The organism is Chryseobacterium sp. 2P (assembly GCF_059579425.1).
Window position 1 is genome coordinate 2692511 of sequence record NZ_CM184194.1, and the last position, 26319, is coordinate 2718829.

26 protein-coding genes are annotated in these 26319 nt (G+C 36.4%); 14 read left to right on the forward strand and 12 right to left on the reverse strand.

What is annotated here, in order from left to right:
• The first annotated feature begins 127 nt into the window (after window positions 1–127).
• The 9 genes from AC52CF_RS12345 (at window position 128) to AC52CF_RS12385 (ending at window position 9813) form a co-directional block, all read left to right on the forward strand.
• Entirely contained in the window at window positions 128–673 is a 546-nt protein-coding gene (locus tag AC52CF_RS12345; RefSeq protein ID WP_214589452.1) for a peptidoglycan-binding protein LysM, read from the forward strand.
• A 78-nt stretch (window positions 674–751) separates the two neighbouring features.
• Window positions 752–1297: a peptidoglycan-binding protein LysM gene (locus AC52CF_RS12350; protein WP_214589451.1), complete on the forward strand. Its 546-nt coding sequence runs from the start codon at window positions 752–754 to the stop codon at window positions 1295–1297.
• Between the two features lie 200 nt (window positions 1298–1497).
• Entirely contained in the window at window positions 1498–2043 is a 546-nt protein-coding gene (locus tag AC52CF_RS12355) for a peptidoglycan-binding protein LysM (RefSeq protein WP_235131010.1), read from the forward strand.
• 197 nt (window positions 2044–2240) lie between these two features.
• Window positions 2241–2786, forward strand: a complete 546-nt coding sequence (locus AC52CF_RS12360; RefSeq protein WP_336689424.1) for a peptidoglycan-binding protein LysM — start codon at window positions 2241–2243, stop codon at window positions 2784–2786.
• Between the two features lie 79 nt (window positions 2787–2865).
• Window positions 2866–3669, forward strand: coding sequence for a COG1470 family protein (locus AC52CF_RS12365; protein ID WP_496517202.1), 804 nt, complete (start codon window positions 2866–2868; stop codon window positions 3667–3669).
• A gap of 6 nt (window positions 3670–3675) precedes the next feature.
• Entirely contained in the window at window positions 3676–6480 is a 2805-nt protein-coding gene (locus AC52CF_RS12370; RefSeq protein ID WP_496517203.1) for a COG1470 family protein, read from the forward strand.
• A gap of 11 nt (window positions 6481–6491) precedes the next feature.
• Window positions 6492–7928: a hypothetical protein gene (locus AC52CF_RS12375; RefSeq protein WP_336689426.1), complete on the forward strand. Its 1437-nt coding sequence runs from the start codon at window positions 6492–6494 to the stop codon at window positions 7926–7928.
• 507 nt (window positions 7929–8435) lie between these two features.
• Entirely contained in the window at window positions 8436–9164 is a 729-nt protein-coding gene (locus AC52CF_RS12380; protein ID WP_336689427.1) for a sensor histidine kinase, read from the forward strand.
• A 1-nt stretch (window position 9165) separates the two neighbouring features.
• Window positions 9166–9813, forward strand: a complete 648-nt coding sequence (locus AC52CF_RS12385) for a response regulator (RefSeq protein WP_496517204.1) — start codon at window positions 9166–9168, stop codon at window positions 9811–9813.
• A gap of 39 nt (window positions 9814–9852) precedes the next feature.
• Here the strand turns inward: AC52CF_RS12385 and AC52CF_RS12390 are convergent, their stop codons facing one another.
• A complete protein-coding gene (locus AC52CF_RS12390; RefSeq protein ID WP_496517205.1) occupies window positions 9853–10425 on the reverse strand; it encodes a hypothetical protein in 573 nt (190 codons plus the stop codon).
• 151 nt (window positions 10426–10576) lie between these two features.
• On the opposite strand from AC52CF_RS12390, the gene AC52CF_RS12395 reads away from it, so the two are divergent.
• From AC52CF_RS12395 to AC52CF_RS12410, 4 genes are all read left to right on the forward strand, one after another.
• On the forward strand, window positions 10577–10858 hold the full coding sequence (locus tag AC52CF_RS12395; protein WP_496517206.1) for a helix-turn-helix domain-containing protein: 282 nt from the start codon (window positions 10577–10579) through the stop codon (window positions 10856–10858).
• Window positions 10859–11008: 150 nt separating this feature from the next.
• The gene (locus tag AC52CF_RS12400) at window positions 11009–11977 is read left to right on the forward strand and encodes an ABC-three component system protein (RefSeq protein WP_496517207.1); all 969 of its coding nucleotides are present in this window, start codon (window positions 11009–11011) and stop codon (window positions 11975–11977) included.
• Window positions 11964–12191, forward strand: a complete 228-nt coding sequence (locus AC52CF_RS12405) for an ABC-three component system middle component 6 (RefSeq protein ID WP_496517208.1) — start codon at window positions 11964–11966, stop codon at window positions 12189–12191. The genes AC52CF_RS12400 and AC52CF_RS12405 overlap by 14 nt, the downstream gene beginning before the upstream one ends.
• Window positions 12182–13885, forward strand: a complete 1704-nt coding sequence (locus AC52CF_RS12410; protein WP_496517209.1) for a DUF2326 domain-containing protein — start codon at window positions 12182–12184, stop codon at window positions 13883–13885. Before AC52CF_RS12405 ends, AC52CF_RS12410 begins: the two co-directional genes overlap by 10 nt.
• 81 nt (window positions 13886–13966) lie before the next feature.
• On the opposite strand, the gene AC52CF_RS12415 is transcribed toward AC52CF_RS12410, so the two are convergent.
• From AC52CF_RS12415 to AC52CF_RS12435, 5 genes are all read right to left on the reverse strand, one after another.
• The gene (locus tag AC52CF_RS12415) at window positions 13967–14254 is read right to left on the reverse strand and encodes a DUF2911 domain-containing protein (protein ID WP_496517210.1); all 288 of its coding nucleotides are present in this window, start codon (window positions 14252–14254) and stop codon (window positions 13967–13969) included.
• Window positions 14255–14300: 46 nt separating this feature from the next.
• Entirely contained in the window at window positions 14301–14579 is a 279-nt protein-coding gene (locus AC52CF_RS12420; RefSeq protein WP_235131023.1) for a 7(1) septoil knot domain-containing protein, read from the reverse strand.
• A gap of 275 nt (window positions 14580–14854) precedes the next feature.
• Window positions 14855–15745: a helix-turn-helix domain-containing protein gene (locus AC52CF_RS12425; protein ID WP_496517211.1), complete on the reverse strand. Its 891-nt coding sequence runs from the start codon at window positions 15743–15745 to the stop codon at window positions 14855–14857.
• 27 nt (window positions 15746–15772) lie between these two features.
• Window positions 15773–16606, reverse strand: a complete 834-nt coding sequence (locus AC52CF_RS12430) for an alpha/beta fold hydrolase (RefSeq protein WP_496517212.1) — start codon at window positions 16604–16606, stop codon at window positions 15773–15775.
• 31 nt (window positions 16607–16637) lie between these two features.
• On the reverse strand, window positions 16638–17462 hold the full coding sequence (locus tag AC52CF_RS12435) for an SDR family NAD(P)-dependent oxidoreductase (RefSeq protein ID WP_496517213.1): 825 nt from the start codon (window positions 17460–17462) through the stop codon (window positions 16638–16640).
• A gap of 153 nt (window positions 17463–17615) precedes the next feature.
• Between AC52CF_RS12435 and AC52CF_RS12440 the strand changes: the two genes are divergently transcribed.
• Window positions 17616–18524: a helix-turn-helix domain-containing protein gene (locus tag AC52CF_RS12440; RefSeq protein ID WP_496517214.1), complete on the forward strand. Its 909-nt coding sequence runs from the start codon at window positions 17616–17618 to the stop codon at window positions 18522–18524.
• 16 nt (window positions 18525–18540) lie between these two features.
• Here the strand turns inward: AC52CF_RS12440 and AC52CF_RS12445 are convergent, their stop codons facing one another.
• From AC52CF_RS12445 to AC52CF_RS12470, 6 genes are all read right to left on the reverse strand, one after another.
• Window positions 18541–19584, reverse strand: coding sequence for a UDP-glucose--hexose-1-phosphate uridylyltransferase (locus tag AC52CF_RS12445; protein WP_496517215.1), 1044 nt, complete (start codon window positions 19582–19584; stop codon window positions 18541–18543).
• Complete coding sequence (galK, locus tag AC52CF_RS12450) at window positions 19553–20737, reverse strand: galactokinase (RefSeq protein ID WP_496517216.1); 1185 nt, start codon at window positions 20735–20737, stop codon at window positions 19553–19555. Before galK ends, AC52CF_RS12445 begins: the two co-directional genes overlap by 32 nt.
• 114 nt (window positions 20738–20851) lie before the next feature.
• Entirely contained in the window at window positions 20852–21805 is a 954-nt protein-coding gene (locus AC52CF_RS12455; RefSeq protein WP_496517217.1) for a transketolase family protein, read from the reverse strand.
• Window positions 21806–22401: 596 nt separating this feature from the next.
• Window positions 22402–23247: a transketolase gene (locus tag AC52CF_RS12460; RefSeq protein ID WP_496517218.1), complete on the reverse strand. Its 846-nt coding sequence runs from the start codon at window positions 23245–23247 to the stop codon at window positions 22402–22404.
• Window positions 23248–23252: 5 nt separating this feature from the next.
• Window positions 23253–23906 (reverse strand): fructose-6-phosphate aldolase, encoded by a 654-nt coding sequence (gene fsa, locus AC52CF_RS12465; protein WP_496517219.1) that lies wholly within the window; start codon window positions 23904–23906, stop codon window positions 23253–23255.
• Window positions 23907–24197: 291 nt separating this feature from the next.
• Window positions 24198–26228: an alpha-glucuronidase gene (locus AC52CF_RS12470; protein ID WP_496517220.1), complete on the reverse strand. Its 2031-nt coding sequence runs from the start codon at window positions 26226–26228 to the stop codon at window positions 24198–24200.
• Window positions 26229–26319: the final 91 nt, after the last annotated feature.

Below are 26319 nucleotides of genomic sequence, written 5' to 3' on the forward strand. Positions count from 1 at the left end.
TTGATCGTGTAGTTATTTTACTACATGAACTTCCGTTTTCCACTACAAAGAAAATTTTTTCGCCGACATAAATTTGCAGTGTTCAAAGGGAACAAATAAACAAGAATAAAAATTAAAAATAAATATCATGACAAAACAAATTGCAATCGCAGCATTAACTATCGGAGCATTCATCTTAGGAACTAACAAAGCTCAGGCGCAGAACACCACTGCAACAACAACGGTAAACATTACCCTAAATGATGTAATCTCTATTGATGCAGGAAGTACTGCAATTGGAAACACTGTAGATTTCAACTATGTTACTGCAGCGGATTATAATTCAGATCAAACAGTAACAAAAGCCAATTCATTAAAAGTGACTTCAACAAAGAATTTTAATGTAAAAGTAAAAGCAGGAGGTGCTAATTTTATGAATGGAACCAACCTAATCCCTGTTAGCGTATTAACAATTAAAGCAGCTACCGCTTCAGGAACTATGGGAGGAACAAAAAGTGCTGTTGTTTTATCTTCAACAGATCAGACATTAGTATCAAACGCTCCGCTTGGAAGTGCCTTAACACTGAATTTGGACTATACAATTCCTGCAGCGAAGTCTTCGTCTTCTGACATCTTAGGTAAACCGGCGGGAACGTACACTCAGACCGTAACTTATACTGCAACGGCTTTATAATAAAAACACAGAAATTCATACGCGCCCTAAACACCTAGAAAAGTATTAAGGGCGCATATCATTAAATACTAAAATATCATGATAAAACAAATTGCAATCGGAGCCTTAACAATCGGAGCAAGTATATTAGGAACCAACAATGTTCAGGCTCAGAATACAACTGCAACAACAACCGTAAACATTACTCTGAACGATGTAATCTCTATTGATGCAGGAAGTACTGCAATCGGCAATACCGTTAACTTCAACTACGCTACTTCAACAGACTACAATTCTGACCAAACCGTTACCAAAGCCAACTCTTTGAAGGTTACTTCAACAAAGAATTTTAATGTGAAAGTAAAAGCAGGAGGTACGAATTTCGTGAATGGAACCAACCTAATCCCTGTTAGCGTATTGACAATTAAAGCAGCTACCGCTCCCGGAACTATGGGAGGAACAAAAAATGCTGTTGTTTTATCTTCAACAGATCAGACATTAGTATCAAATGCTCCGCTTGGAAGCGCATTAACGCTGAATTTGGACTATACCATTCCGGCAGCGAAGTCTTCTTCTTCTGACATCTTAGGTAAGCCGGCAGGAACTTACACGCAGACCGTAACCTATACTGCAACAGCTTTATAATAAAAACACAAATTTATATACGCCCTCAATACCTTTCTAAGTGTTGAGGGTTTTCTATTCAAGAAAAAGAATAATCCTGTAGTTATTTTACTACATCAACTTCCAGCTTCCATTACAGAGAAAATTTTTTCGCCGACATACATTTGTAGTGTTCAAAAGGGAACAAATTAACAAGAATAAAAATTAAATATTACAATATCATGACAAAACAAATTGCAATCGCAGCATTAACTATCGGAGCATTCATTTTAGGAACTAACAATGCTCAGGCTCAGAACACAACTGCAACAACAACCGTAAACATTACCCTAAGCGATGTAATCTCTATCGATGCAGGAAGTACCGCAATCGGGAACACTGTAGATTTCAACTACGTTACCGCATCAGACTATAATTCAGATCAAACAGTAACAAAAGCCAACTCATTAAAAGTTACTTCAACAAAGAATTTTAATGTAAAAGTAAAAGCAGGAGGTGCTAATTTCATGAATGGAACCAACCTAATCCCTGTCAGCGTGTTAACAATTAAAGCAGCTACTGCTTCAGGAACTATGGGAGGAACAAAAAGTGCTGTTGTTCTATCTGCAACGGATCAGACATTAGTATCAAACGCTCCGCTTGGAAGCGCATTAACACTGAATTTGGACTACACCATTCCGGCAGCGAAGTCGTCGTCTTCTGATATCTTAGGTAAACCGGCAGGAACGTACACACAGACTGTAACTTATACTGCAACGGCTTTATAATAAAAACACAAATTTATATACGCCCTCAATACCTTTCTAAGTGTTGAGGGTTTTCTATTCAAGAAAAGAATAATCCTGTAGTTATTTTACTACATCAACTTCCAGCTTACATTACAGAGAAAATTTTTTCGCCGACATAAATTTGTAGTGTTCAAAAGAGAACAAATTAACAAGAATAAAAATTAAAAATAAATATCATGATAAAACAAATTGCAATCACAGCCTTAACAATCGGAGCAAGTATATTAGGAACCAACAATGTTCAGGCTCAGAATACAACTGCAACAACAACCGTAAACATTACTCTGAACGATGTAATCTCTATTGATGCCGGAAGTACTGCAATTGGTAACACTGTTAACTTCAACTACGCTACTTCAACAGACTACAATTCTGACCAAACCGTTAACAAAGCCAACTCATTAAAAGTTACCTCAACAAAGAATTTTAATGTGAAAGTAAAAGCAGGAGGTACGAATTTCGTGAATGGAACCAACCTAATTCCGGTCAATGTATTAACAATTAAAGCAGCTGCAGCTCCCGGAACTATGGGAGGAACAAAAAGTGCTGTTGTTTTATCTTCAACAGATCAGACATTAGTATCAAACGCTCCGCTTGGAAGCGCATTAACGCTGAATTTGGACTATACCATTCCGGCAGCAAAGTCTTCTTCTTCTGACATCTTAGGTAAGCCGGCAGGAACGTACACACAGACAGTAACTTATACTGCAACGGCTTTATAATAATTTTTTTTAGTTTGTAAGGGGCATTTTGTTACGTTTTCAGTAGTTTTGGGAATCTTTATTTTAAACAATTTTCACCATGAACAAGTTTATCTATCTTTTCATTTTCTTGATAATCACAGGATCTTCTTCAATTCTGGCACAAAGCATCTCTATGTCTCCTACACGATTGTTTTTCACCGGTAATCTGGGAGAAAAAGTGACAAGAACAGTCACACTTCAAAACAGCTCGGAGAAAGATTATGTTTTTAATCTAAACTATAAAGACTGGGTTAGAGAAGAAGACGGAAATAAGGTTTATCTTGATCCGGGCAGTTCAAAAACGTCCAATGCATCCTGGATTTCAACTCTGGAAAACACAGTAACCGTTCCTGCAAGAAGTACAAAGGAGATTGTAGTAACCATGCAGATTCCTGCAAACGCATCAAAATCTGATGTTACCAACAGTATGTTGTTTTTCACGCAGCTTCCTCAGCAGGCAGATAAAACACGTATTCAGAATGGTATTGGTATCATTACTTTATTTGAAGTGGGGCTTCACATCTTTTACACTCCACCGGGGAATCATGTAAAAAGTCTGGATATTACCAACATCTCAGAGGTGAATAGTGAAAATGGAGCGAAAAGAAAAGTCGCAGTAAACATCCATAATGACGGAAATACCATCAATGATGCCACCGTTGAGTTTGAACTAACCGACAAAGACAGTGGTAAGGAAATAAAATTGACTCCAATTTCCATCTCTATGCTTCCGGATACCAATCAGACTGTTCAGTTTTCTTTACCTGAAAACATTTCAGGAAACTTTCTTGGTGTAGCAATTATCAAAATGGCAGAATCTAACGATTTACGCGTAGGCGAAAAAAACTTTAATTTTAAATAGTAAGTCTTGAAATCACAAAATGGAATATCACAATTAATCCTAAGAAGAACCCTCTTATCTTTTTTATTGGTTCTTCTGCACTTTTCTTTGGCATTTGCTCAGGAAAAGAAGGATATTCAGATCCATTTTGAGACTGACAGTATAGCTGTTGAGAAGGGTTCAACTTTTACTGATTTCTTAGTGATCGAGAATAAAAGTTCTGAAGCAATTACCATTCAGAATATTACACCTGAGGAAACATATCCGGGATTGCTTTTCTATCCCAAAAACGAATTTACCTTAAGCGCAGGACAGTCTAAAAATCTTCCTGTGAAACTGATCGCCAATCTGGATTTTATGAAAATGAGATCCAATGAGATCAGATTCAATATTTCTTACGCCACTCCGGCGGTTACCAAAACTGAAAGTGCCTCATTTTTTGTTAAAAAAGAAGAGAACAAAAACATCGCAATCTACACAGCCAGCTACGAAAATTTTATTAATCCGGCTTTGCCCGAATCGTCAATTCTGCTGATTGCGGAAAATCAGGGTTACAGTAAGCGAACCGTAAAGATCGATTTACAATCCATTCCGGATGGTCTGGAAATGATGCCCAAACAGCAAATCGTAACTCTGGAAGGATTAGAGAAACAAACCATTGAAATCAAAATCAGAGTCAGACAACAGAATACGATTTATCCGGAATTTAATATTAATGCAATCGCCACAGATCTGCTTGATAATAAAATTGTGGGAAGCAACACGCTCTATCTGGTGATTTTATCGCACAACAGACAAATTGCCCGCGGAAATGAAGCCGTGAACGGAAGTAATTTTGCCGAACTCAGCTATAATGAAAACAGTTCAGGATTCAATTATCTTCAGTTGAGAGGAAACACCGCATTCAGGATCACTGAGAATTTAAAATCGCGCTTCAATATGGGAGCAGACTACTATCTTGAAGACGGCCGCTATAATCTGTATGATACTTGGCTGGAACTGGAGAGAAAAAACACCGTATTACGGGTGGGAAATGTTAACGGCAACGATTACGATTACCCTGTTTTCGGAAGAGGCGGAAAAGTTTCAACCAGATTTGGAGAAAATAATCAGCTTGAAGTTCTAGCACTGGAAAATAATTATAATCTGTATGGTACTTATTTCAAACAAACAGAAGGATCTAAGATAGCGGGCGCAAAATATGGTTTTGGAAACGGTAAATCTTTCACCGGAAAAGTATCTTATATATTCGACCACGATCCGCGCTTTAATGTAGATACACAGGTAACAAACGCGACAACATCATTTTTGATTAATGATAAACATGTCATCCGTACAGAAGCCGGTCTTAGCCACGAAAAAGGACTTTCTAACAAAGATGAGAACACAGGAGCTTTAATAGCAGCCAATTACGAAGGAAAAATAGGAAAATGGGATGTACAATCTATTAATTCCTTTGCTTCCAAAAGTTATGCGGGGATTAAAAGAGGTTCTTTTATCACAAATCAGCGAATCAGCCGTCAGTTTTCAGATTCTCAGCGTGCTTTCATACAATATCAGAATTCGCAGGTAAACCCGGAGTTCCTGAGTTTCCAGAGTGCGCCGATCCAGCCCGGAAATACTTCTAATGTGCGTTATTATTTCAACAGTACAGAAGTTTTGGGATCAGGTTACCAGTTTTCTTTAAAAAAATGGAATTTTCTACTGGCTCCAAAGGTTGAAAGGCAAAAAACAGCAAATTTTTATACATCGCAGGAGCTTTTTTCTTACCGGCTTGAAACCAACATCAATGCTACATTTGGTTCTCACGGATTGAATTTAACAGCGGAATATTCTTATTCAAAAGACAACAATAAGGACGATTGGTTCAACAGTCTGAAAACAACTCTGTCCTACAGATATAAATCTTTTTCCCTTAACGGAACCGCCCAATGGAGCGCAACGAGTGTTTTTGATTTAAATTCTTATTACAATGCAGACCGTAATTTTGCGAACTACAATTTTTATGCTTCGTATAATTTCCAGATGATGAATAACAATTTGTCGGGATCTTTTTCTGCCGGAACTTCCTATTCGGAGCTTTACAGAAACCTGAACAGCAATGTAAGCGGTAATCTGGAATATAAGATCTCGCCTTCGTGGTCCAGCACAGGTTATTTTAATTTTTCCGGTTATAAATCTACGGCTGCTTATGGAAGCTCCGGCAATTACTATCAGTTCAGAATAGGAATTAAAAAATATTTTGCCGCAGCTACAGCAGCCGGAAATCATAAAGTGACGTTCCAGTTATTTGAAGATAAAAATTTCAATGGACTTCTGGAAGCCGGAGAATCTGTACTTGCCGGTGAAATTGTGAAACTGAACAATTATGTAGCGATTACGGATAAGAACGGAAAAGTAATTTTCCAGAATGTTCCTGAAGGCATTTATACCCTGAAAGTGAATGAAAATGCAGGTGCAAGATTAATGATGGATCCTGTAATTATGGTAGACAACAACATCAACCGCAAAGTTGGTCTGGTAAAAAACATCAGGGTAAGCGGAAAATTAAAAGAAATTAAACAGGCCTATGATGTTCTGGAAACAGATGTAACCGGAATTGTGGTTTATGCAAAAGGTGAAGACGGAGAAATTCATACTGCTGTAGTTAACCAAAAAAATGAGTTTGAATTCTTCCTGAAAGACGGAAAATACGACCTCTATATTGAAAATGACAAATACACCTATACTCTGCCTACCCAGACTATTCAGGTGACAAAAGAAGGGTATTCACAAACTGTAGTTTTTGAATATAAGAAGAAAGACACCACCATTAAGGTGAAAAAGTTTTAAATTTAGAAGGTATGAAAACGATGAGAGCTTTTTTAACAGGAATTTTTACCGTATGCTGCGGATTTACAGCCATAAAAGCTCAGGACGTGTATCTGTCGATTCCTGAGAATAATATTTTAAACAGGGTTGAATTTACCTCAGTTCCTACAAGGGTAATGACGAACGCCAACAGAACAAACTGGGATTATGCCTTTTTGGGATTACTTCCAATAGCTCCTACATTTACTTCTGTTTCCGGAGCAGCTTTCACCCACTCTTCTTCCTCATCTACTTTACCAGGCTCCACTCTTCTCTGGCAGTTGGAAAGTATGGGAGGACAGCTTCCTTCTGCCGGATATTCAGGATCTTTGCCCGGTTTTCAGTCGTTCAGTACAAGCCCTGTAAAATGGTATGAACCGCCTTCATCCATATTCTTCGGAGGAGGATTCAATCGGGGGAACATCAATTTTACATTTAAAATACCGGCTGCCCAGTTTACCGCCAATGCGTTTCGGGCAGGGAATTATTCCATGGATATCACTCAGAATTATAATGATTTTACACCGATTAATTTTAAAACAATTTTAGTTATTCCGCAAACCATCAGATGGCTCACCTCATCTTTAACAAAATATGTTGAAGTATCTTCTTTAAATGACTACCGTACCACAAACACGAAGGTATGGGATTTGGGAAATACGGAAATCGCGAATACGGTCGATTTTAATTTTTGGGCGAAAGCTGCTGCCACAAATATTCAGTTTACTTCTTCCAAAGGAGTTCCGGGAACCCGAAATATTGCAGCCGTTAAATTGGGAAGCAACGGACCCGCCCTTACAACCAAAGCCTTATCGGCAGATTTTCAGAATTTTTCTGCTGCTAACTTTACTGTTGCCGCAGGAAACAGAAACAGCTTCATTCCGCAGCTTTATGTGTCTGCAGACGATTTTAAAAACCTTTTTTTTGAAGCCGGAACTTACACATTTGATTTGAACTTCAATGCCAAAAGTACAGACAACTCCATTAACAATTTACAAAATACAGCCGTTCAGTTAAAGGTTCTTCCTTTATCGGAGATCACCATCCCGAGTTCCGGACGAAATGTAAATTTTAATTTTAATACAGCAGAGCATTATACCAACGGACAGTCACAAACGATTCCCAACCAAATTATACTGTCTAATAACGAAAGTTTTGAGCTGTATGTAAAATCAGACGAAAATTATTTCAAGAAAGCAGGTCTGCAGACCGACATCAATTCCAACATCCTGCAAATAGGTATAAACGGAAGTCCTGTAACGGTTCCATTATCCAAAACTCCCCAAAAAATCCTCTTAAACGGTACACCTGTTTTGGATCGGGGACTGAATGTAACATACACGATACCTCCCGCTCGTGCGCAAAGTCTGGTAGGTAAAGAAAACACCACCTACTCTATCAATATTTATTACAGCTTTACGGCGATTTAAGAATACTTTCTGAAATAACGCTTCACGTTAGAGCACTTTTAACAGCAGTCATCAATTGCCGGCTCAGCATATCATTATATCTGCCGGATTACACTGCTTTTCCGATTTTCCCTTCATAATTTTTGAAACAAATGGATGCCTATTCGGCGTGCAGCGTTCTATTCTGCATCATTCAGATGCCTGATATCAATAATCTGTTGATATTTTTCACTTTACATTTTTACCACTTTCCGTTAATCCAATCCATAGTTCATCAGGAAGAAAATCCTTATGGAAAGGGATTTTGCGTAAAATTTAGACGTTTTTTATGAAGCAGGACATTTAATTTATGATTTAAATCAAATCCTTTTGAATTTTCTTTTTACTAATTATGATATTTTTTATAACTTGCCAAATATTGGCAGAATGGACTGAACTATATATTTTTATGCTTATATAATAGAATATTTTTATGCCTTTTTACAACAAATAATTCAAACAGCTTTTAAAATATTTGATATTGAATTTATGAATGACCTTGTCAACGAACTGCAATTAAAAATCCAGAGACTGGAAAATGAACTCAATTTCAAGAACGGACTGATCTCCATATTATCTCATGATTCAAAAGAACTGTTTGGAAATTTTCTCTGGCTTATAAAATCGCTGGAACAGCAGACCATAAGCGAGGCAGATTTTTTTAAGCTGCTGCCGCAGATAAAAAACGACACCCAGAAGAATCTGCAAACCATACAGGACAGCACCACCTGGCTAAAAACACAATACGGAGATTTTAAGATTAATCCCGTTAAGATCGCAGTAACAGATCTTTATCACTATTTAGAAGAAAAATACGCTGCCAGATTAAAAGAGAAAAAAATCAGTTTTCATTTTAAAGGAGATCACAGCGCGTTTATTACAAGCGATGTGCTGCTGCTGAAATATGTTTTAGATAAAATTTTCAACAATGCGGTAAAATATTCCCTGCCGGAACAGGATATTTATTTACAGGCAAGTACAGAAGACGATCAGGTTTTACTTTCGGTAACAGATTTCGGAACAGGAATGAATGAAAAGTATTTATCTGCAATTTATACCTATGATAATCCCATATTTCTGGGGACTGCAGGCGAGAAAGGAGTTGGATTAAGTTTGAAAATTGTTAAAAATTTTATATCCTTGCTGCAGGGAAATATCAAAATCATTTCTGCTGAAAATAAAGGAACTACAGTCACCCTTTTTTTTGTAAATTTATAAAATGATGAGTTCAAAAATTAACGTTCGTATTATTGTTGCAGACGATCACGGTATAGTAAGAATGGGACTGATCCAGACGATCAAAAGATTCAGGTCCGATGCCGTAATTTTAGAAGTAGAAGATTATAAATCTATGTACAAAACGATCCAGAAAGAAGAACTGGATCTGGCAATTATGGATGTTAATATGCCTAATGGTACAGTTCAGGAAGCAATAGATTACATAAAAATTCATCAGCCTTCACTTAAGATTCTAATATTTTCTTCACAGGACGAAGTGCTGTACGGGATGCGTTATCTAAAGATGGGCGCCGGCGGATATCTGAGCAAACAAAGCTCCACCGAAGAAATTGAGACTGCTTTATCGGCAATGCTGAGTAAAGGCAGGTATGTAAGTGATAATATAAAAGAAGAGATCTTTTTTGAAACCTTAAGCGGCTCACCAAAAAACTCTTCCTTTGAAATGCTGTCCGACCGAGAACTGCAAATTGCCAATAAGCTTGCAGAAGGCATTCCCCTTAAAGAAATTTCTAACCAGCTGAATCTTCATTCATCCACCATCAGTACTTACAAAAACAGATTGTTTGATAAGCTGAAAATACGATCCATCCCCGAACTTGTGGAAATTCTTAGGCTATACAATAAGTAAAACAGTGTATTATTTTCCTATTGATTGTAATGGGCTGTATTACTGCAGCTGAAGTTCAGCGGTCTGCTGCTGCTCATACGGAAAGTTCTTTTTGTTATTTTCCCGTTCCAGAATCAGCCATGCTGCATCCAGCATTTTGATGAGGTGCAAATACGGATCTACGATATTGCGCTCCGGTACATTGTTGAAAGTTCCGAGCGAGAAATACACGACTTCCGACAGAAACTCCTCGAATTTCTCAAGACGGTATCTTTTAAAGGCTTTCCGGAAAACTTTTGCCGGATCGCAGTATTCTTTTTCCGAAAGCGATCCCTGCAACATCGGGTTTTTATGTTCCGAAAGTTCGGGAACCAGCCATTTTCCGCGCTTGTTTCTAAGGGAATATCCTGCCCGAATAAACGACCGGAGCGACTGGTGAAAATAAAAGATAACAGAAGCATCTTCAGGAATTCGTGTTTTGCGCTGTGCGGCGTATTGAATGATGAGATTTAGATGTTTTTTGGCGGTTACCAAATCATGAAACTGGAAAAATACTTCCATCAGCGAAAGCGCGGAATGTTTCTTACGACCGCACCAAAAACGGGATTCAAAGTCTATGCTGTTCTTTTTCATACGAAGAAGGTTTTGTGTTTTTATTGTTTTTTGGGTTGCTCTTTTCCCTTTACGTGTTGCAAATTTGATTTTACAAATATAAATAAAAAATCAAAAAAGGATACTTATAAGTATCCTAAATTTTAACTTCAAACATAGAATTTTACAGCTAATGAATGAAATTGATCTTACTAGCTGTAAAAAAGCACTCGGGTACAGAATTTCTGAATTAAGAAAGAAAATTATAAATCCCGAAACCAATAAACCTATTTCACAGGAAGAGCTGGGTTTAAGGACTGGTCATGCGAAAAAGACAATCGGAGAATTAGAGCGAGGCAATACAAATCCGCGCTATGATACTTTGCTTATTATATGTAAAGAACTTAATGTTACGATTCAAGAACTCTTTGATTTTGATATGAAGAAATATATCAAACTTGCTAATAAATCCTGACTAGAGTTGGGATTTTTTTTGTTTACGGAAAGCCGTAAATATACTCTGAATAATTTTTTTACATTTGGTTTTGATATAAGAAATGTTTACATTTATTAATATATAAAGTCATTTCATTATTTCATATAATAATTATAAATTTGCACATTAATGATTAGAGCTCATTACTTTTCAGTTATAGAAGAAAAACTAAATACACTATCCTATCGAATTACTTCGAGGGGAAAATTAAATATTTTAGATCTTCATTTACACTCGGAGAGCTTTTATCATTATTTCCTGAATGAATTATATTCTTGGAATGTTCTGAATGAAAATGAATTTAAACCGAATGTCGAAGCAATTGACTTAATTGACCATACTAACTTATATGTTATTCAAGTTTCTGCCACAAATACAAAGCAAAAAATAGAAACTTCTTTAAGTAAAGATTTAATAAAAAATTACTCAACATATACTTTTAAATTTGTATCTATAGCACATGATGCCAGTGACCTTCGTTCGAAAACATATATTAACCCTCACAATATTAATTTTAGTCCCTCAGCTGATATTATTGATAAAACCTCAATTTTAACAACAGTTAACAGTTTAAATATTGATGATTTAAAAAGAGTATATGATTTTATTAAAAAAGAACTTGGATCAGAGATAGATCCTGTTAAACTTGAAACAAATTTAGCTACTATTATTAATATTCTTTCCAAAGAAGATTGGAACGAAGGAGATTATAATCCTGAAAAAGTAAAATTTGAAATTGACAGAAAAATCATTTATAATAATTTGAGGTCTGCTAAAATTATTATTGAAGACTATAGCATTCATCATAATAGATTGGATAAAATTTATTCTGAGTTTGATAAGTATGGTATCAATAAAAGTAAAACAGTTTTATCTACAATCAGGCAAGAATATGCTAAGCTATCTGTGAACCTAACAGACGACCAGTTATTTTTTAAAATTATTGAGAAAGTTCAAGAAAAAATCTTAGCAAGTGCGAACTATCAAGATATTCCTTTTGATGAATTAGAGCTTTGCGTAAATATTTTAGTCGTAGATGCCTTTATTCGTTGTAAAATTTTTGAAAACCCAGAAAATTACAATTATGCTATTACCTGATAATATACATCCAGAAAATACAATTTATTATAATGGAGCTTTTGTCTTAGAAGCTATCAAATCAAGTAGTGCAAATAATATTTTAGATTTATATCAAGCTACGAAAGAAAGAAAAGAAATGTCATTTTCGATCTTTATATTATGTCTTGATTGGCTATATTTATTAAATATTGCTAAAACTAATGATAACGGAGAAATCAGATTATGTTCTTAAAGCTATTAACTATTTCAACAAATAAAGAAGTTATTAGAGAGATCCCTTTTTTCAAGGGATTAAATCTCATTGTTGATGAAAGTAATAATCAAGTAACTGGAAATAGTGTTGGTAAAACAACCGTGTTAAAATTAATTGATTTTTGTTTAGGAGGAAAACCTCAAAACATATATGTTGACCCTGAAAGTAAACGCCAAGAATATAAGTTAATTAAGGACTTCTTAATCGAAAATGAAGTTCTTATTACATTAACTCTCACTAGTGACTTAGATGATGAAAACTCCGAAGAAATTGTTATTGAAAGAAATTTCTTAGCAAGAAAACAGATTATCCGCAGGATCAATGGCGAGCAATTTACAGAAGAAGAATTTGATATAAAGTTATCTTCATTGATTTTTCCAGAACACAATGCAGAAAAACCAACATTTAGGCAAATTATCTCACATAATATAAGATATAAAGATCAAAGTATCAATAACACTTTGAAAACACTGGATAACTATACTTCTGATGCAGAATATGAAACACTTTATTTATTCTTATTAGGCTGCGATTTCTCTAAAGGAAATAATAAGCAGGAAATTTTAGCTAAATTGAAACAAGAGGATATTTACAAAAGTCGCCTTGAAAAGAACCAGACTAAAACAGCTTACGAGACAACCTTAGCCTTAATTAATAGTGATATAGAGGAACTCAATAAACAAAAATTATTGTTTAATATAAATGAAAACTTTGAAGCTGACTTAGATAGACTAAATTATTTAAAGTATAAAAAAAATAAAATTAGCTCTGAAATCGGAAGATTAAATATTAGAAAGAATTTAATATTAGAAACAGAAAACGAATTAAAAAATAGCATTTCAGAGATTGATGTAAAGCAATTAGAAATTATTTATTCACAGGCAACTACCCTTATTGCAAATGTTCAGAAATCATTTAATGATTTAGTAGATTATCATAACCAAATGCTTATTGAAAAAGCAAAATTCATTACTAAAGAATTACCACTTATTAACTTTAAAATTCAAGAAAATGAATTACAATTACGTGAATTTTTAGCACAAGAAAAAGAACTTGCTGAAATTATTTCTAAAAGCGATTCATTTGAAGAATTGGAGATATTAATTGTAGAATTAAATCAAAAATATCAAAAAAAAGGTGAGTACGAAAATATCATCCAGCAATTAGAAGAAGTTGAAGAAAATATAAAAGAATATAATAAACAACTTAACGAAATTGACGATGAACTTTTCTCCGATGAGTTTGAAAGAATAGTAAAAGTTCAACTTAATAAATTCAACAAGCATTTTGCAAATATTTCAAATAAGCTTTATGGAGAACAATACGCATTAAAATATGATATTGTAAAAAACAAAAAAGGACAAAGATTATATAAATTTAATGCATTTAACACAAATCTTAGCTCTGGCAAAAAACAAGGAGAAATTTCTTGTTTTGATCTTGCTTATGTATTATTTGCAGAAGAAGAAAACCTATCTTCTTTACATTTTATATTAAATGATAAAAAAGAGCTTATGGACGACAAACAGTTAGTAAAAATTGCTGAATTTGTTAATAATAGCAATATCCAATTTGTCGCCTCAATACTTAAAGATAAATTACCTGAAGAATTAAATAATGAAAAGTACTTTATTGTTAAACTTTCTCAGTCTGATAAATTATTCAAAGTTTAAAGATGCTAAATAATGTTTTTTCAGGTGTTTATTCATCTTTTAAGCAAAAAATCCCGAATTATTAGGATTTCAAATTCAAACTTACATAATCTCCACAGAAACCGAGATTTGATCCCAATCCATCGAGAATCCGTTCTTACTTATTTTGTAAACCAGAGCTTCCTGTTTTGCAGGCAGCACTTTTATTTTTATGTCTATACGCAAAGCATTTTTTACATGTTCGTATTTGTAATCGCCCCATTGTTTTGGCTCTTTGTTGAAGATAGCAGCCCAAGTTCCGCTTTCTCTAGGAATCAAGAAAAAGCTGTACTTTCCGGCAGGAAGTTTTTTACCCTGAACGCTAATTTCTTTATCCAGCGTATTTTTCACGAAATACAGGAAAATATAATGAAAGGCTGAAGATTTCTTCCTACTTCTATCTAGCTAATCTTCCCTTATATCGGCTTTCCTTCTGCCATCCTGCTTCACCTTGAGAGTCTACAAAGCAGATTTTTAGATCCGCCATTCCCGGAGAAGTAAAGAATATCAAAAAATCAGCATCTTGTTTATTACGAGTGATAAACCAATGTGCATCCCCATGAGCCAACCCCCAGGAAGCAACCCTATGAACCAATAAATCTGCATCTCCCCTGCTTACAATCGCAACTCTTATACGTGCTTCTCCCATAGATTCGGTCTGATATATTCTTGCCATTTTTAAATGATTTTTTATGCTTTTATTAAACAGATAAAATTATGATTGAAAATAAATCACAAATATACTATGTGAGTAAACAAGATGGAAAAATAATTTCAGAATTTTTTTTATCTGTTACAGCCAAAAAGACCAATTTAAACTCATCCACCATAAATCTCACAGTCTTTCACCCATTAAATTTTAAATAAATTCCGTATATTTATATGGCCACTAAAACTAAAAACTATGACTTCTTTTCAACTGAAAAAAGGTTTGTAAACGGTTCATTATCTTTAATTCAAACTCATGTTTTTAAATTCCATGGGCTTCATTCCTGTCTGTTTTTTAAACAGTCTCGTGAAGTAGGATGGATTTTCGAAACCAAGCTGAAAAGCAATTTCTGCAATGCGTTTTTCTTTAAGTTTTAAAAGATTTTTGGCTTCGGAAATCAGAAAAATATGAATGAGTTCCATGGCTGTTTTTCCTGTTTCCTGTTTCAATAAATCGCTGAGATAACGTGGAGAAACAAAAAGCTGCTGTGCCAATTGTGCAACAGTCGGAAGTCCGTTATGCTCCAATTGACCTTCATTGATGTAATTCTTTAAGGCGGCGTTAAATTTCGAAATCATTTTTCCTTTTATCTGGGAATGATCGACGAATTGTCTTTTGTAAAACCGCTGTGCATATTTCAGAATGGATGAAATATGGCTGAGAATAATCTCACGGCTGTATTCGTCCGGATTATTGAAATATTCTTCCTGAATTTTATCCTTTAGTTCCAGAATAATCTGCTCTTCTTTTGGGGAAAGATGGAGCGCTTCCGTTACTTCATAATAAAAAAAGCTATATTGCTCTATTGTACTGAAAAGTTCGTGACCATTCAGATAATCTTCATGAATCAGCAGCATATAGCCATTTTCTTCAAAATGCAAATCTTTCATTTCGATAATTTGTCGCGGCTTTGCGAAAAACAGACTGCCATTGTTGTGATCATAGGGCGTTCTTCCATACATAAAAACGCCCGATTTTATTTTCTTAAAAGCAATAATATAGCCATCTGTCGTGAATTCCCGATTCCCTAAAGTGCATTCGGACAGACAGCCGATTACACTGAAAAGCGGACTTTCCGGAGCGCTCCATCCGTTATCTGAATGAAGATCTGTCAGGGTTTTATAGTGTTTCATCGGCTGAATTTTAACTGTAAAAAATAACTATTTACTCAGGAAAAGATTGATGTAACCCGCCGTAATTTCAGGATACTGATGTTGCGGTCCGTGTCCGGCATCATTTAAAATGATATGCTGCATTGTAGGTGCATTTTTCATTAATGGAAACCAGTTTTCAGTGGCAAAACTAATGTCATGGTCTCCCGAAATCACCAGAACCGGCGTTTTTAAAGTTTTGTATCCTTCGCGGAAATTCAGCTGGTCTTCTTTAAAAGATCCGGAACCTGCAAAGTAACTTTGGAAAAGTTCCGGTGTAGAAGGAATTAATACTCTGTTAAGCCGCTGCGCAATTCTGTCGTGTGATTCTTTAGCTGCCTCTCTGCTTCTTTCCGAAGCCGGTTCGAAGAAAAGATAGTATTCGTCTTCCAGATTGTTTTCAGGTTTCAAAGCATGTTCGAAAAAAACGGGTTCTATTGCGATTTCATTTTCTCCGGGAGGATTAGTTCCTATTAAAACAGTTTTCAATACCCGTTCCGGATTCTGAAACATTACTGTTTGGGTTACCAATCCGCCATAAGACCATCCCAATACATTGAATTTGTCGATTCCCAGATAATCGGCAAGTGCCGGAACGGTTTCTGCAACTTCAAAAATATTCAGAGGCAGATCGCCTTCGGAATTTCCAATTCCCGGATAATCAAAAAGAATTACGGTATTTTTTTCCGCCAGAGCATCCACAAAAAGAGGATCCCACGTGTCCAGAATTCCTCGGAACCGGTTGATGAAAAATAATGGCGTTCCTTCTCCGAATCTTCGATAGGCAATTTTATTATGGTTAATCTCTGCAAACTGGGTTTCTGCTGTTAATGCTGTTTTCATTGTGATAGAATTTTTATAGTCGTATTTTAAATTAATGTCCGTGTGCTGCAATGCTTACTTCTTTCCAGTTTTCAATATCTTCCAGACGTTTTTTATACACTTCGCTTACAACATGATAGGCAATTTTACCGAATAATACTCTTTTTGGTGGATTCCCATTGTCGATAATATCCAAGATTGGCTGAACGGTAGCTTCCGGTTTTCCCCAGGTTTCAGGATTGTCGCCGGACTCCGCAAACGCAGCACGCACCGGATTATAATCTGTAATTTCCGAAGAAGTCTGAACCGCCGAAGATCCTGCCCAATCTGTTGCAAAACCATTTGGCTCAATTAAAGTTGTTTTAATTCCCAGATGTGCCGTTTCGCTTCCTATGGTTTCTATAAGCCCTTCCACAGCGAATTTTGAAGCATTGTACAAGCCTAGCAATGGCAAAGTCGTCAATCCTAAAAAACTGGAAACCTGAATAATATGCCCGTTTTTTTGTTTTCTCATCACCGGTAAAACAGCCTGCGCCACCCAAAGAGAGCCGAAGAAATTGGTTTCCATCTGTTCTCTTGCCTGTTGTTCCGAAGTTTCTTCAGTGGTTCCGAATAATCCGAAGCCTGCATTGTTAATTAAAACATCAATTTTTCCGAAATGTTCCTCTATTTTTCCGACAACTTCAAACACTTCTGTTCTATTATTGACATCCAGCTGCAAAGGCAAAATCTGATCGCCGTATTGTGTTTTCAAATCATCCAAAGCCGAAATATTTCTTGCTGAAGCTGCCACTCTGTCTCCTCTTTTCAAAAGTGCTTCTGCCCATAGTTTTCCGAATCCTTTTGATGCTCCTGTAATAAAAATTGTTTTTTGCATTTTATTAAAATTTTAAATGTTTATTTGTTTAATTTTGATAGGACAAAGTTAGGCGGATGAACTCCCGAAGCTCTAACACAAATGAGCGGAAGTATAGCACAGAAATACGCAACGAGACATTTAATATGGTAAAACGTCAATAAAAAGTAAACTATGGAAAAAATCAACCATTATAAAAGCATCCCAGAACTACACGAGAAAAGTGGCTTTGAGATGCCGAAACATCCGCTGATAAGTCTTATGACGTGTAAAGAATTAATGACGTATTCTGTAGGAGAAGACCGTTTTACCGGTGATTTTTATATGGTTGCGCTGAAAAAGATAAAATCAGGACACGTTTTGTACGGGAAGACCAAATATGACCACAGCAACGGTTCGGCAGTTTTTATGAAACCGCGTCAAATCATTGAAGTAAGCAATGTACAGTTTGCAGAAAAAGGTTTTGTAATGTTTTTCCACGAAGATTATCTTTCCGGACATCATCTTTACGAACAGATAAAAAAATACGGTTATTTCGAATATGAAATCAATGAAGCGTTGCACATTTCTCCAAGTGAAGAACTGATATTGTGGGAATTATATTATAAAATCCGGAAAGAATATGATGAAAATCCGGATGAATTCAGCCGTGAGATCATTCTGTCGCACATAGATTCTATTCTTAAATATTCTGACCGGTTTTATAAGAGACAGTTTATCGACAGGAGCATCAATGTATCAGGAACGATGGTCAAAAAATTCCAGAACGTGGTAGATAATTATTTTGAAAAAGATCTGCACTTACAAGATGGGCTGCCAACCGTAAATTACCTTGCGGATAAACTTTCTGTTTCCACGCGTTATCTGAGTGATGTTTTAAAGCAGGAAACCGGAAAAACAGCTTTGGAACATATTCATATTTATTTGATTAAAGAAGCTAAAAATCTACTGTTAAGTTCAGAAAACAATGTTTCCGGAATAGCTTATGATCTGGGATTTGAAAGTCCTTCTTACTTTACAAGATTATTCAAAAAAATTGTTGGATTAACTCCTGTTCAGTATCGGGAAAATGTTAATATATGATCGGTATATTTTATTTTTAAGGAAGATTCTTTAATATCTCTGCACTTTGCTCCGATGTGATATCACGCTGAGCTTCAGCAAGCATTTCATAACCAACCATAAATTTTTTCACTTCTGCACTTCTCAGCAAAGGCGGATAAAAATGCATATGAAAATGCCACTCCGGATGAGATTTTCCATCGGTTGGGGATTGATGAATCCCTGCTGAATAGGGAAAGGAAACATTAAAAAGATGATCGTATTTTGTCGTCAGATCTTTTAAAATTAATGCTAAGGATAATTTTTCGCTTTCGGAAAAATGAAGAAGATTTACAATTTTTCTTTTGCTTACAACCATTGTTTCGTAAGGCCATACTGCCCAAAACGGAACTAATGCAGCAAAATCTTCATTTTCTAAAATGACTCTTTCATCGGCTTCCAACTCTTTTTTTACATAATCTTCTAAAAGAGAAGTGCCGTTTTTTTCAAAATATCTTTTAAGATTTTCCTGCGTTTTTAATACAATAGAAGGAATTGAAGACTGTGCCCAGATCTGCCCATGCGGATGCGGATTGCTGCAACCCATCACCTGACCTTTATTTTCAAAAATCTGAACGTGATTGATGTAATTGAGATTTCCCAGTTCCTCATATTGTTTCTGCCAGACATCAACAACAGTTTTAATGTCATTAACTTCCATATCGGGCAGTGTAAGACTATGATTTTCCGAAAAACATATAACCCTGTTAATCCCGCGTTCAGGTTTTAGTAAAAAGAAATCTGAAGTTTCACCAGAAAATTCGACATCGTCTTTCATCAGGGAGCCAAAATCATTATCAAAAACAAAAACGCCTTTATAATCCGGATTTTTTTCTCCATTAATCCGAACGTTTCCTGAGCATAAATAACAATTCGGGTCGTGAGCCGGAAGCTCTTCGTGTGATGTTTTTTCGGTCTGCCCCTGCCAAGGTCGGTTTGCTCGTTGCGGAGAAACCAGAATCCACTCGTCCAAAAGCGGATTGTATCTTCTGTGAGGATGGTTTTTCTGATTAAATGACGATTTCATTTCTTTGGTATTCATTAATTCCGTCCGATATTTTTACTTTGTAGACTTTCATGTCTATATTGTAAGCCTGTTTATACAGATCCGTGATATTTTCAATAATGCGATTTACCTTTTCATCTTTAATAAGATTGATGCTGCAGCCGCCAAAACCGCCGCCCATAATTCTCGCTCCTAAAACACCTTCTTCTTTTAACGTTTGTTCAACCATAAAATCGAGCTCATCACAGCTTACTTCAAACTCTGTCGAAAGTCCAGTATGGGTTTCATTCAAAAGTTCACCAAGATATTCTATATTGCCTTCTGACAAAGCTTTTGCAGCCTTTTCCACTCTTTTGATTTCTTTGAGAAGGTAAAAGCATCTTTTATAAGGAACTTCTCCCATTTCTGCTCTTGCTTCATCCAGCATTTCAAAACTGAAATCCCTAAATTTATTCACTTCAGGAAATTTTTTGCCCAATATTTTTTTACCGTTGTCAACATCCGTTCTTCTGTCATTATAACCGGAAGTAAGATGGGTATGTTTTACACAGCTGTCGAAAAGAACCAGACTGTAACCATCGATATTGGCATCAAAATACTGATGCTCCAGAGAGTTACAATCCAGCATCATCACCTGATGTTCTTTTCCGAAGACTGACGAAAACTGATCCATAATGCCGCATTTTACCCCTACAAAAGTATGTTCGGATTTCTGACCGATGACTGCTATTTCTTTTTTATTTAAATGTAAATCGAAAATTTCATTGAGAAGATAAGCAAAACCACATTCTAAAGCAGCTGAAGAAGACAAACCGGAACCCATCGGAATCGTACTGCTGAAAGCAATCTGTAATCCTCCGACCTCTTTTCCAAATTCCTGAATGGCATTAAAAACACCTAACAGATAATTTGCCCAGGTCTTCGAAACCGGAATCTGATTTTCATAAACATTGAAGCTGAAAGAATCGTTAAAATCTTTGGCAAAAAAAGAGATTGCAGAATCATCTGTTTTTTTTACAGCAAAACAAATATATTTATCAATGGCTGCCGGAAGCACAAATCCGTCACTGTAATCGACGTGTTCTCCAATAATATTGATTCTTCCCGGAGCGAGAAAAATTCTTTCAGGTTCCGATTGGAAAAATGCCCGAAATGCATCTTTTGTGTGGTTGATTAAATTATCCTGCATATATAACTGCAATTTATGATTTTAAATCTTTTTGCTACAAATTCACGAATAAAATTTATCTTTTTCTCTGAAAAAATCGTGAGTTTGTGCTAAATACTTAAATCAAGCAATTGTTTATTTTCTCTTCATTACTTTTTCCACCGCTTCTACAATATCATGAGCCGTTAATCCGTATTTTTCCATCAACTGATCCGGTGTTCCGCTTTCCCCGAAACTGTCGTTTACAGCAACATATTCCTGAGGAGCAAGGTATTCTGTAATCAAGAGCTGAGCGACACTGTCTCCCAATCCGCCTAATCTGTTGTGTTCTTCCGCAGTTACTACACAACCCGTTTTTTTAACGGAAGTAAGAATGGCTTCAGAATCTAAAGGCTTAATGGTGTGAATGTTAATAATTTCAGCATCGATTCCCTGTTTTTCAAGAATTTCTCCTGCTTTAATGGCTTTCCAAACCAAATGTCCTGTTGCAATGATGGTTACATCTTTCCCTTCATTCACCATCCATGCTTTTCCAATTTCAAATTTTTGATCTTCATCTGTAAAAACAGGAATTACGGGACGTCCGAAACGCAGATAAACAGGACCTTCGTAATCTGCAATAGCAATGGTTGCCGCTTTCGTCTGGTTGTAATCGCAGGTATTGATCACCGTCATTCCCGGAAGCATTTTCATTAATCCGATATCTTCCAGAATCTGGTGGGTTGCACCGTCTTCACCTAACGTTAAACCGGCATGGGAAGCACAAATTTTCACATTTTTCCCTGAGTAAGCCACCGACTGACGAATCTGATCGTACACTCTTCCTGTAGAAAAGTTGGCGAACGTTCCCGTGAAAGGTATTTTTCCTTCTGTTGCAAGACCTGCTGCCATACCAATCATATTGGCTTCCGCGATTCCGATCTGGAAAAAACGCTCCGGTGCTTTTTCGATGAATTTTTCAAATTTTAAGGAGCCAATAAGATCCGCGCAGAGTCCGACAACATTCGGATTTTTATCTGCCAGTTCTGCCATTCCTGCTCCGAAACCGCTTCGGGTGTCTTTTTTTTCTGTGTAGGTATATTTTTTCATTTGATTAATCTGTTGATTTTGTTTTAGACGCAAAAAGCGCAAATATTTTTTTATCTTATTGAGGATATTTCCTTTCGTAAAGGCGCTTTGCTAAGCTAAAAGTGGATTTCTCAGGTAAATTTTATCCGATGTTTTTACAAAATATTTTTTTGTGAATACTAAAAGCTTTACAGGTCACCTCTACGAGGTTTTGTGATGCCGAATTATTTTGATCTGTTATCAGTTCGCTCCTACGGAGCATTTATTATTCTAAAGCGTATTTAGATGGAGCCACAGCGTGGCGAACTGTTAACAGAAAAATTAATTCCAGAGAATCCAGCTCCGTAGGAGCGACCTGTAATTTAACATCACAATAAATTCTATTGTTATTTCCGAAAACTTTTTCTATTTAATGCTTTGTTCGTTGATTGATTTGGAACGGCGAATCTATCTCCACTTTATTATTTTTATTTTGAATCGATGAATCTCGTTCCTCGATTTCTCGCAGCCCGGCTTGAGTGGAGCTCTTTTTACAAATTTCCGCGGTGGAAAAGCCTTGGAAATTTGCAAAAAAGCGGGAACGGAAGACGGAAAAAGCTGCCCAAATAATTTTTAATTTAATAATCGCCCAAAGTTTCTTCGAGTTGATCTAAAGCTTTTTCTAATTGTTCATCATTCGGTGCTTTTCCGTGCCAAGCATGAGTTCCCATCATATAATCGACGCCGTAACCCATTTCTGTTTTCAGGAGAATACAAATCGGCTGTCCTTTTCCTGTCAAAGATTTGGCTTCGTCCAGAACTTTCAAAATCTCTTCCATATCGTTTCCGTTTTCCACTTCAAGAACTTTCCAGTCAAAAGCTTCAAACTTGGTTTTAAGATTTCCAAGAGAAAGTACTTTGGATGTAGGGCCGTCAATCTGCTGTCCGTTGTAATCGACTGTTGCAATAAGATTATCTACTTTGTTGTGAGAGGCATACATTATGGCTTCCCAATTTTGTCCTTCCTGCAATTCTCCGTCTCCGTGAAGACTGAAGACAAAGTTCGGATCCTGATCCAATTTCTTTCCGACCGCATGACCGACTGCCACAGAAAGCCCCTGTCCAAGCGAGCCTGAAGCGATACGAACGCCCGGAAGATGCTCGTGTGTAGTAGGATGTCCCTGCAATCTGGAATTCAGCTTTCTGAAAGTTGCCAGTTCAGCTTTGTCGAAATATCCTGCATGTGCCAAAACACTGTAAAAAACAGGAGAAATATGTCCGTTGGAAAGATAAAAGACATCCTCGCCTTTTCCCGTCATATCAAATCCTTTTTTTCTTTTCATTGCATCAAAATAAAGAGCAACAAGAAAATCTGTACATCCCAGTGAACCTCCCGGATGTCCCGACTGGCAAGCATGAACCATCCTCACAATGTCTCTGCGAACCTGTGAAGCAATACTTTTTAATTTTTGAATATCGTGCATAATTTTTATTGCATTTTTTGTGAATCTTTGATAAACTGCTCCAGGCCGGAATCCGTTAAGGGGTGCTTCAGTAAGGACAAAATCGGAGGTAATGGACAGGTAACCACATCGGCACCGATTTTTGCGCAGTTGATGATGTGCATTGAATGGCGAACAGATGCCGCCAGAATTTCTGTCTCGAAACCGAAATTATCGAAAATTAATCTGATGTCTTCAATTAAATTTAAACTATCCGTAGAAATATCATCCAGTCTTCCTAAAAACGGCGAAACATAAGTTGCTCCGGCTTTTGCAGCTAAAAGTGCCTGTCCTGCTGAAAAAATGAGAGTACAATTGGTACGGATTCCTTTTTGGGAAAAATATGTTATAGCCTTGATCCCATCTTTAATCATTGGAATTTTTACTACAATATTAGGATGAATTGCCGCCAATTCCTCGCCCTCTTTGATTATTTCTTCATAGGTTGTGGAAAGGACTTCCGCCGAAATATCTCCGTCTACAATTTCACAAATGTCTTTGTAATGTTGAAGAATTGCTTCTTTTCCGCTGATTCCTTCTTTTGCCATCAGTGAAGGATTGGTCGTTACGCCATCTAAAATCCCCAAATCACTGGCTTCTCTGATCTGCTCTAAATTAGCAGTGTCGATAAAAAATTTCATATGTAGATTTCTATTGATTATTGATTATTTTTTAACTAACTGTTTGATTTATAGTTTTGATTGCTGCTCCATCATCAACAGTCAGTTTGTCATTCTGCATGAATCCAGGTATTTATTTACCTTTTGAGTTTTCTGCTGAATGACAAACGAGATTTTAAACATCTGATTATTATTAAATAAGACATTATTAAAGTTTTAATTAAGTGTTAAATTTACACTTAAATTATAAAACAAACAACTTCCTGTCTTAAAAAGATTTAGAAAGTTATTTGTTTAAATTAAAGAGATTGATTAATTGTGATGTCCCATATTGAGCTTAATTTTCTTGAGATCTTCAAGCTGGTGGACAGGTTTTTCAATATCAGCAGGAATTGGTCTTTTGGAAAAAGTCTGAAAATATAACAGGCACGCATCTTTCCACCAAACGGAATCATCTGCCTGAATTTTCAGTTTGTCCTGAATCTCTGAGAATCTTTCTGCATCAACGTAAGGTTTCGCAGTTTCCCAAGTTTTCTGATACACTCTCACGCCTTTCACTCCTGATTCATATTTGTAACAAAGTTCCTCCCAAAGTGTTTTTCCGTCTTCCATTTTATAATCCCAAGGAACGTGGTGGAACCAAAGAATGAGGTTCTCAGGTGTCGTTTTAATATTCCCGTAGATTTCATTTAATGGCGGAAAATACTGTGAAACTGCATTGCTTCCTGTTTTTGTTCTGTCGAATCCGATTCCTTCTGCATTCGCCTGATGATAATACACCGGTGACCAATCGGGTCTTTCTCCTTTGTAATCTCCCCAAGGTTCCGGACCGTAATGATGTCCGCCTGCAAAAATGTGATGAAGACCAAGTGGCATCATGTAATCGACGGCTGTTTCACGGGAAGTAAGCATGATTTCTTTGACCGGATTTACAAAATTTTTCTGATTGGTAAAGGTCATTTTAATCCATTCATCTGCAATCTGTTCCGAAGTTAAATTGTGATTCCACGCCAAACGTCCGAACGCATACCAATTGGCTTGAGCAAAATGATGTCCTGTCCAGTTTTTATCTTCTCCGATATTCGCCACTGCAGCAATGGCAGTAAGTTTTGCAGGTCTTAATGTTCCGTCTGTAATTTTAGCAATTGTGGAACCTTTTCCATCTGAAAAAGTATCGCTGTCTAAAGTTTCTTTGAATAACGGTGCCAGAAAAACCAGATGATTTGCCTGTCCTAAATATTCCTGCGTAATTTGAAATTCAACCATTTCCGAAGTTTTTCTCAATGCTCCGAAAAGCGGGTTAAATGCTTCTCTCGGCTGAAAATCAATCGGTCCGTTTTTAATCTGAATAATCACATTGTCTCTGAATTTTCCATCTAACGGAACAAATTCCAGATGAGCTTGTTTTGCACGGTCATCTTTGCTTGGACTGTACACAAATGCTCTCCACATGACGATTCCGCCGTAAGGTTTCAGAACATCCGCCATCATATTCGCTCCGTCTGCGTGGGTTCTTCCGTAATCCTGCGGTCCGGGCTGTCCTTCGGAATTGGCTTTCACTAAAAATCCTCCGAAATCAGGAATCAATTTGTAAATTTCTGCGGCTTTATCTTTCCACCATTTCTGTACTTCCTGATTTAGCGGATCGGAATTCTGCAGTCCTCCCAAAACTTTCGGTGAAGAAAAATTAACAGACAAATACACTTTAATTCCGTAAGGTCTGAAGATATCAGCCAAAATCTTAACTTTCTTCAAGTAATCTTCTCGAAGCATATTTGGTGAAGCATTGACGTTGTTCAAAACCGTTGCATTGATCCCGATGGACGCATTGGCTCTTGCATATTCTTCGTATCGCGGGGAAATTTTACCTGGTAAATCTTCCCATTTCCAAAGTGAATGACCGGCATAACCGCGTTCAATAGTTCCGTCCAGATTGTCCCAATGATTTAGAATCCTTACATCATAGGAAGGTTTTTCCTCAAGTTTCAGATGAGAAAAATCTGCTTTTTGCTGCTGCAGATTCAACAGATAATAGCTTCCGTACAGTAGTCCCAAATCTGTTTTTGCCGAGACGATAATTTTTTTCGGTGTTGAAATGATTCTGTAACCGTCTTTAAAATTTTCCGGAAACCGATCAATCTTCAAGTCGACTGATTGTCCGCTCCAATGTTGATTGAGTTCCTTTTTGGCGATTTCAATAGCTGGACTTTTACTGTTTGAATTCACAATATTTCTGGACTTTGGATTTACCGGATATCTTAGCCATAACTGGCTTCCGTCTTCAGCCCAAGCCATGAACGGAATCATGAGAAACAGTAATATATAGTGTCGGAAATGTTGCATTATTTTAAATTTTTACTTTAAATTTCATAGGTTTTAACTACGGCTGTTGAAATATTCTTTTGTTGAACTCTTCGAGTTCTTTAAGAAACAA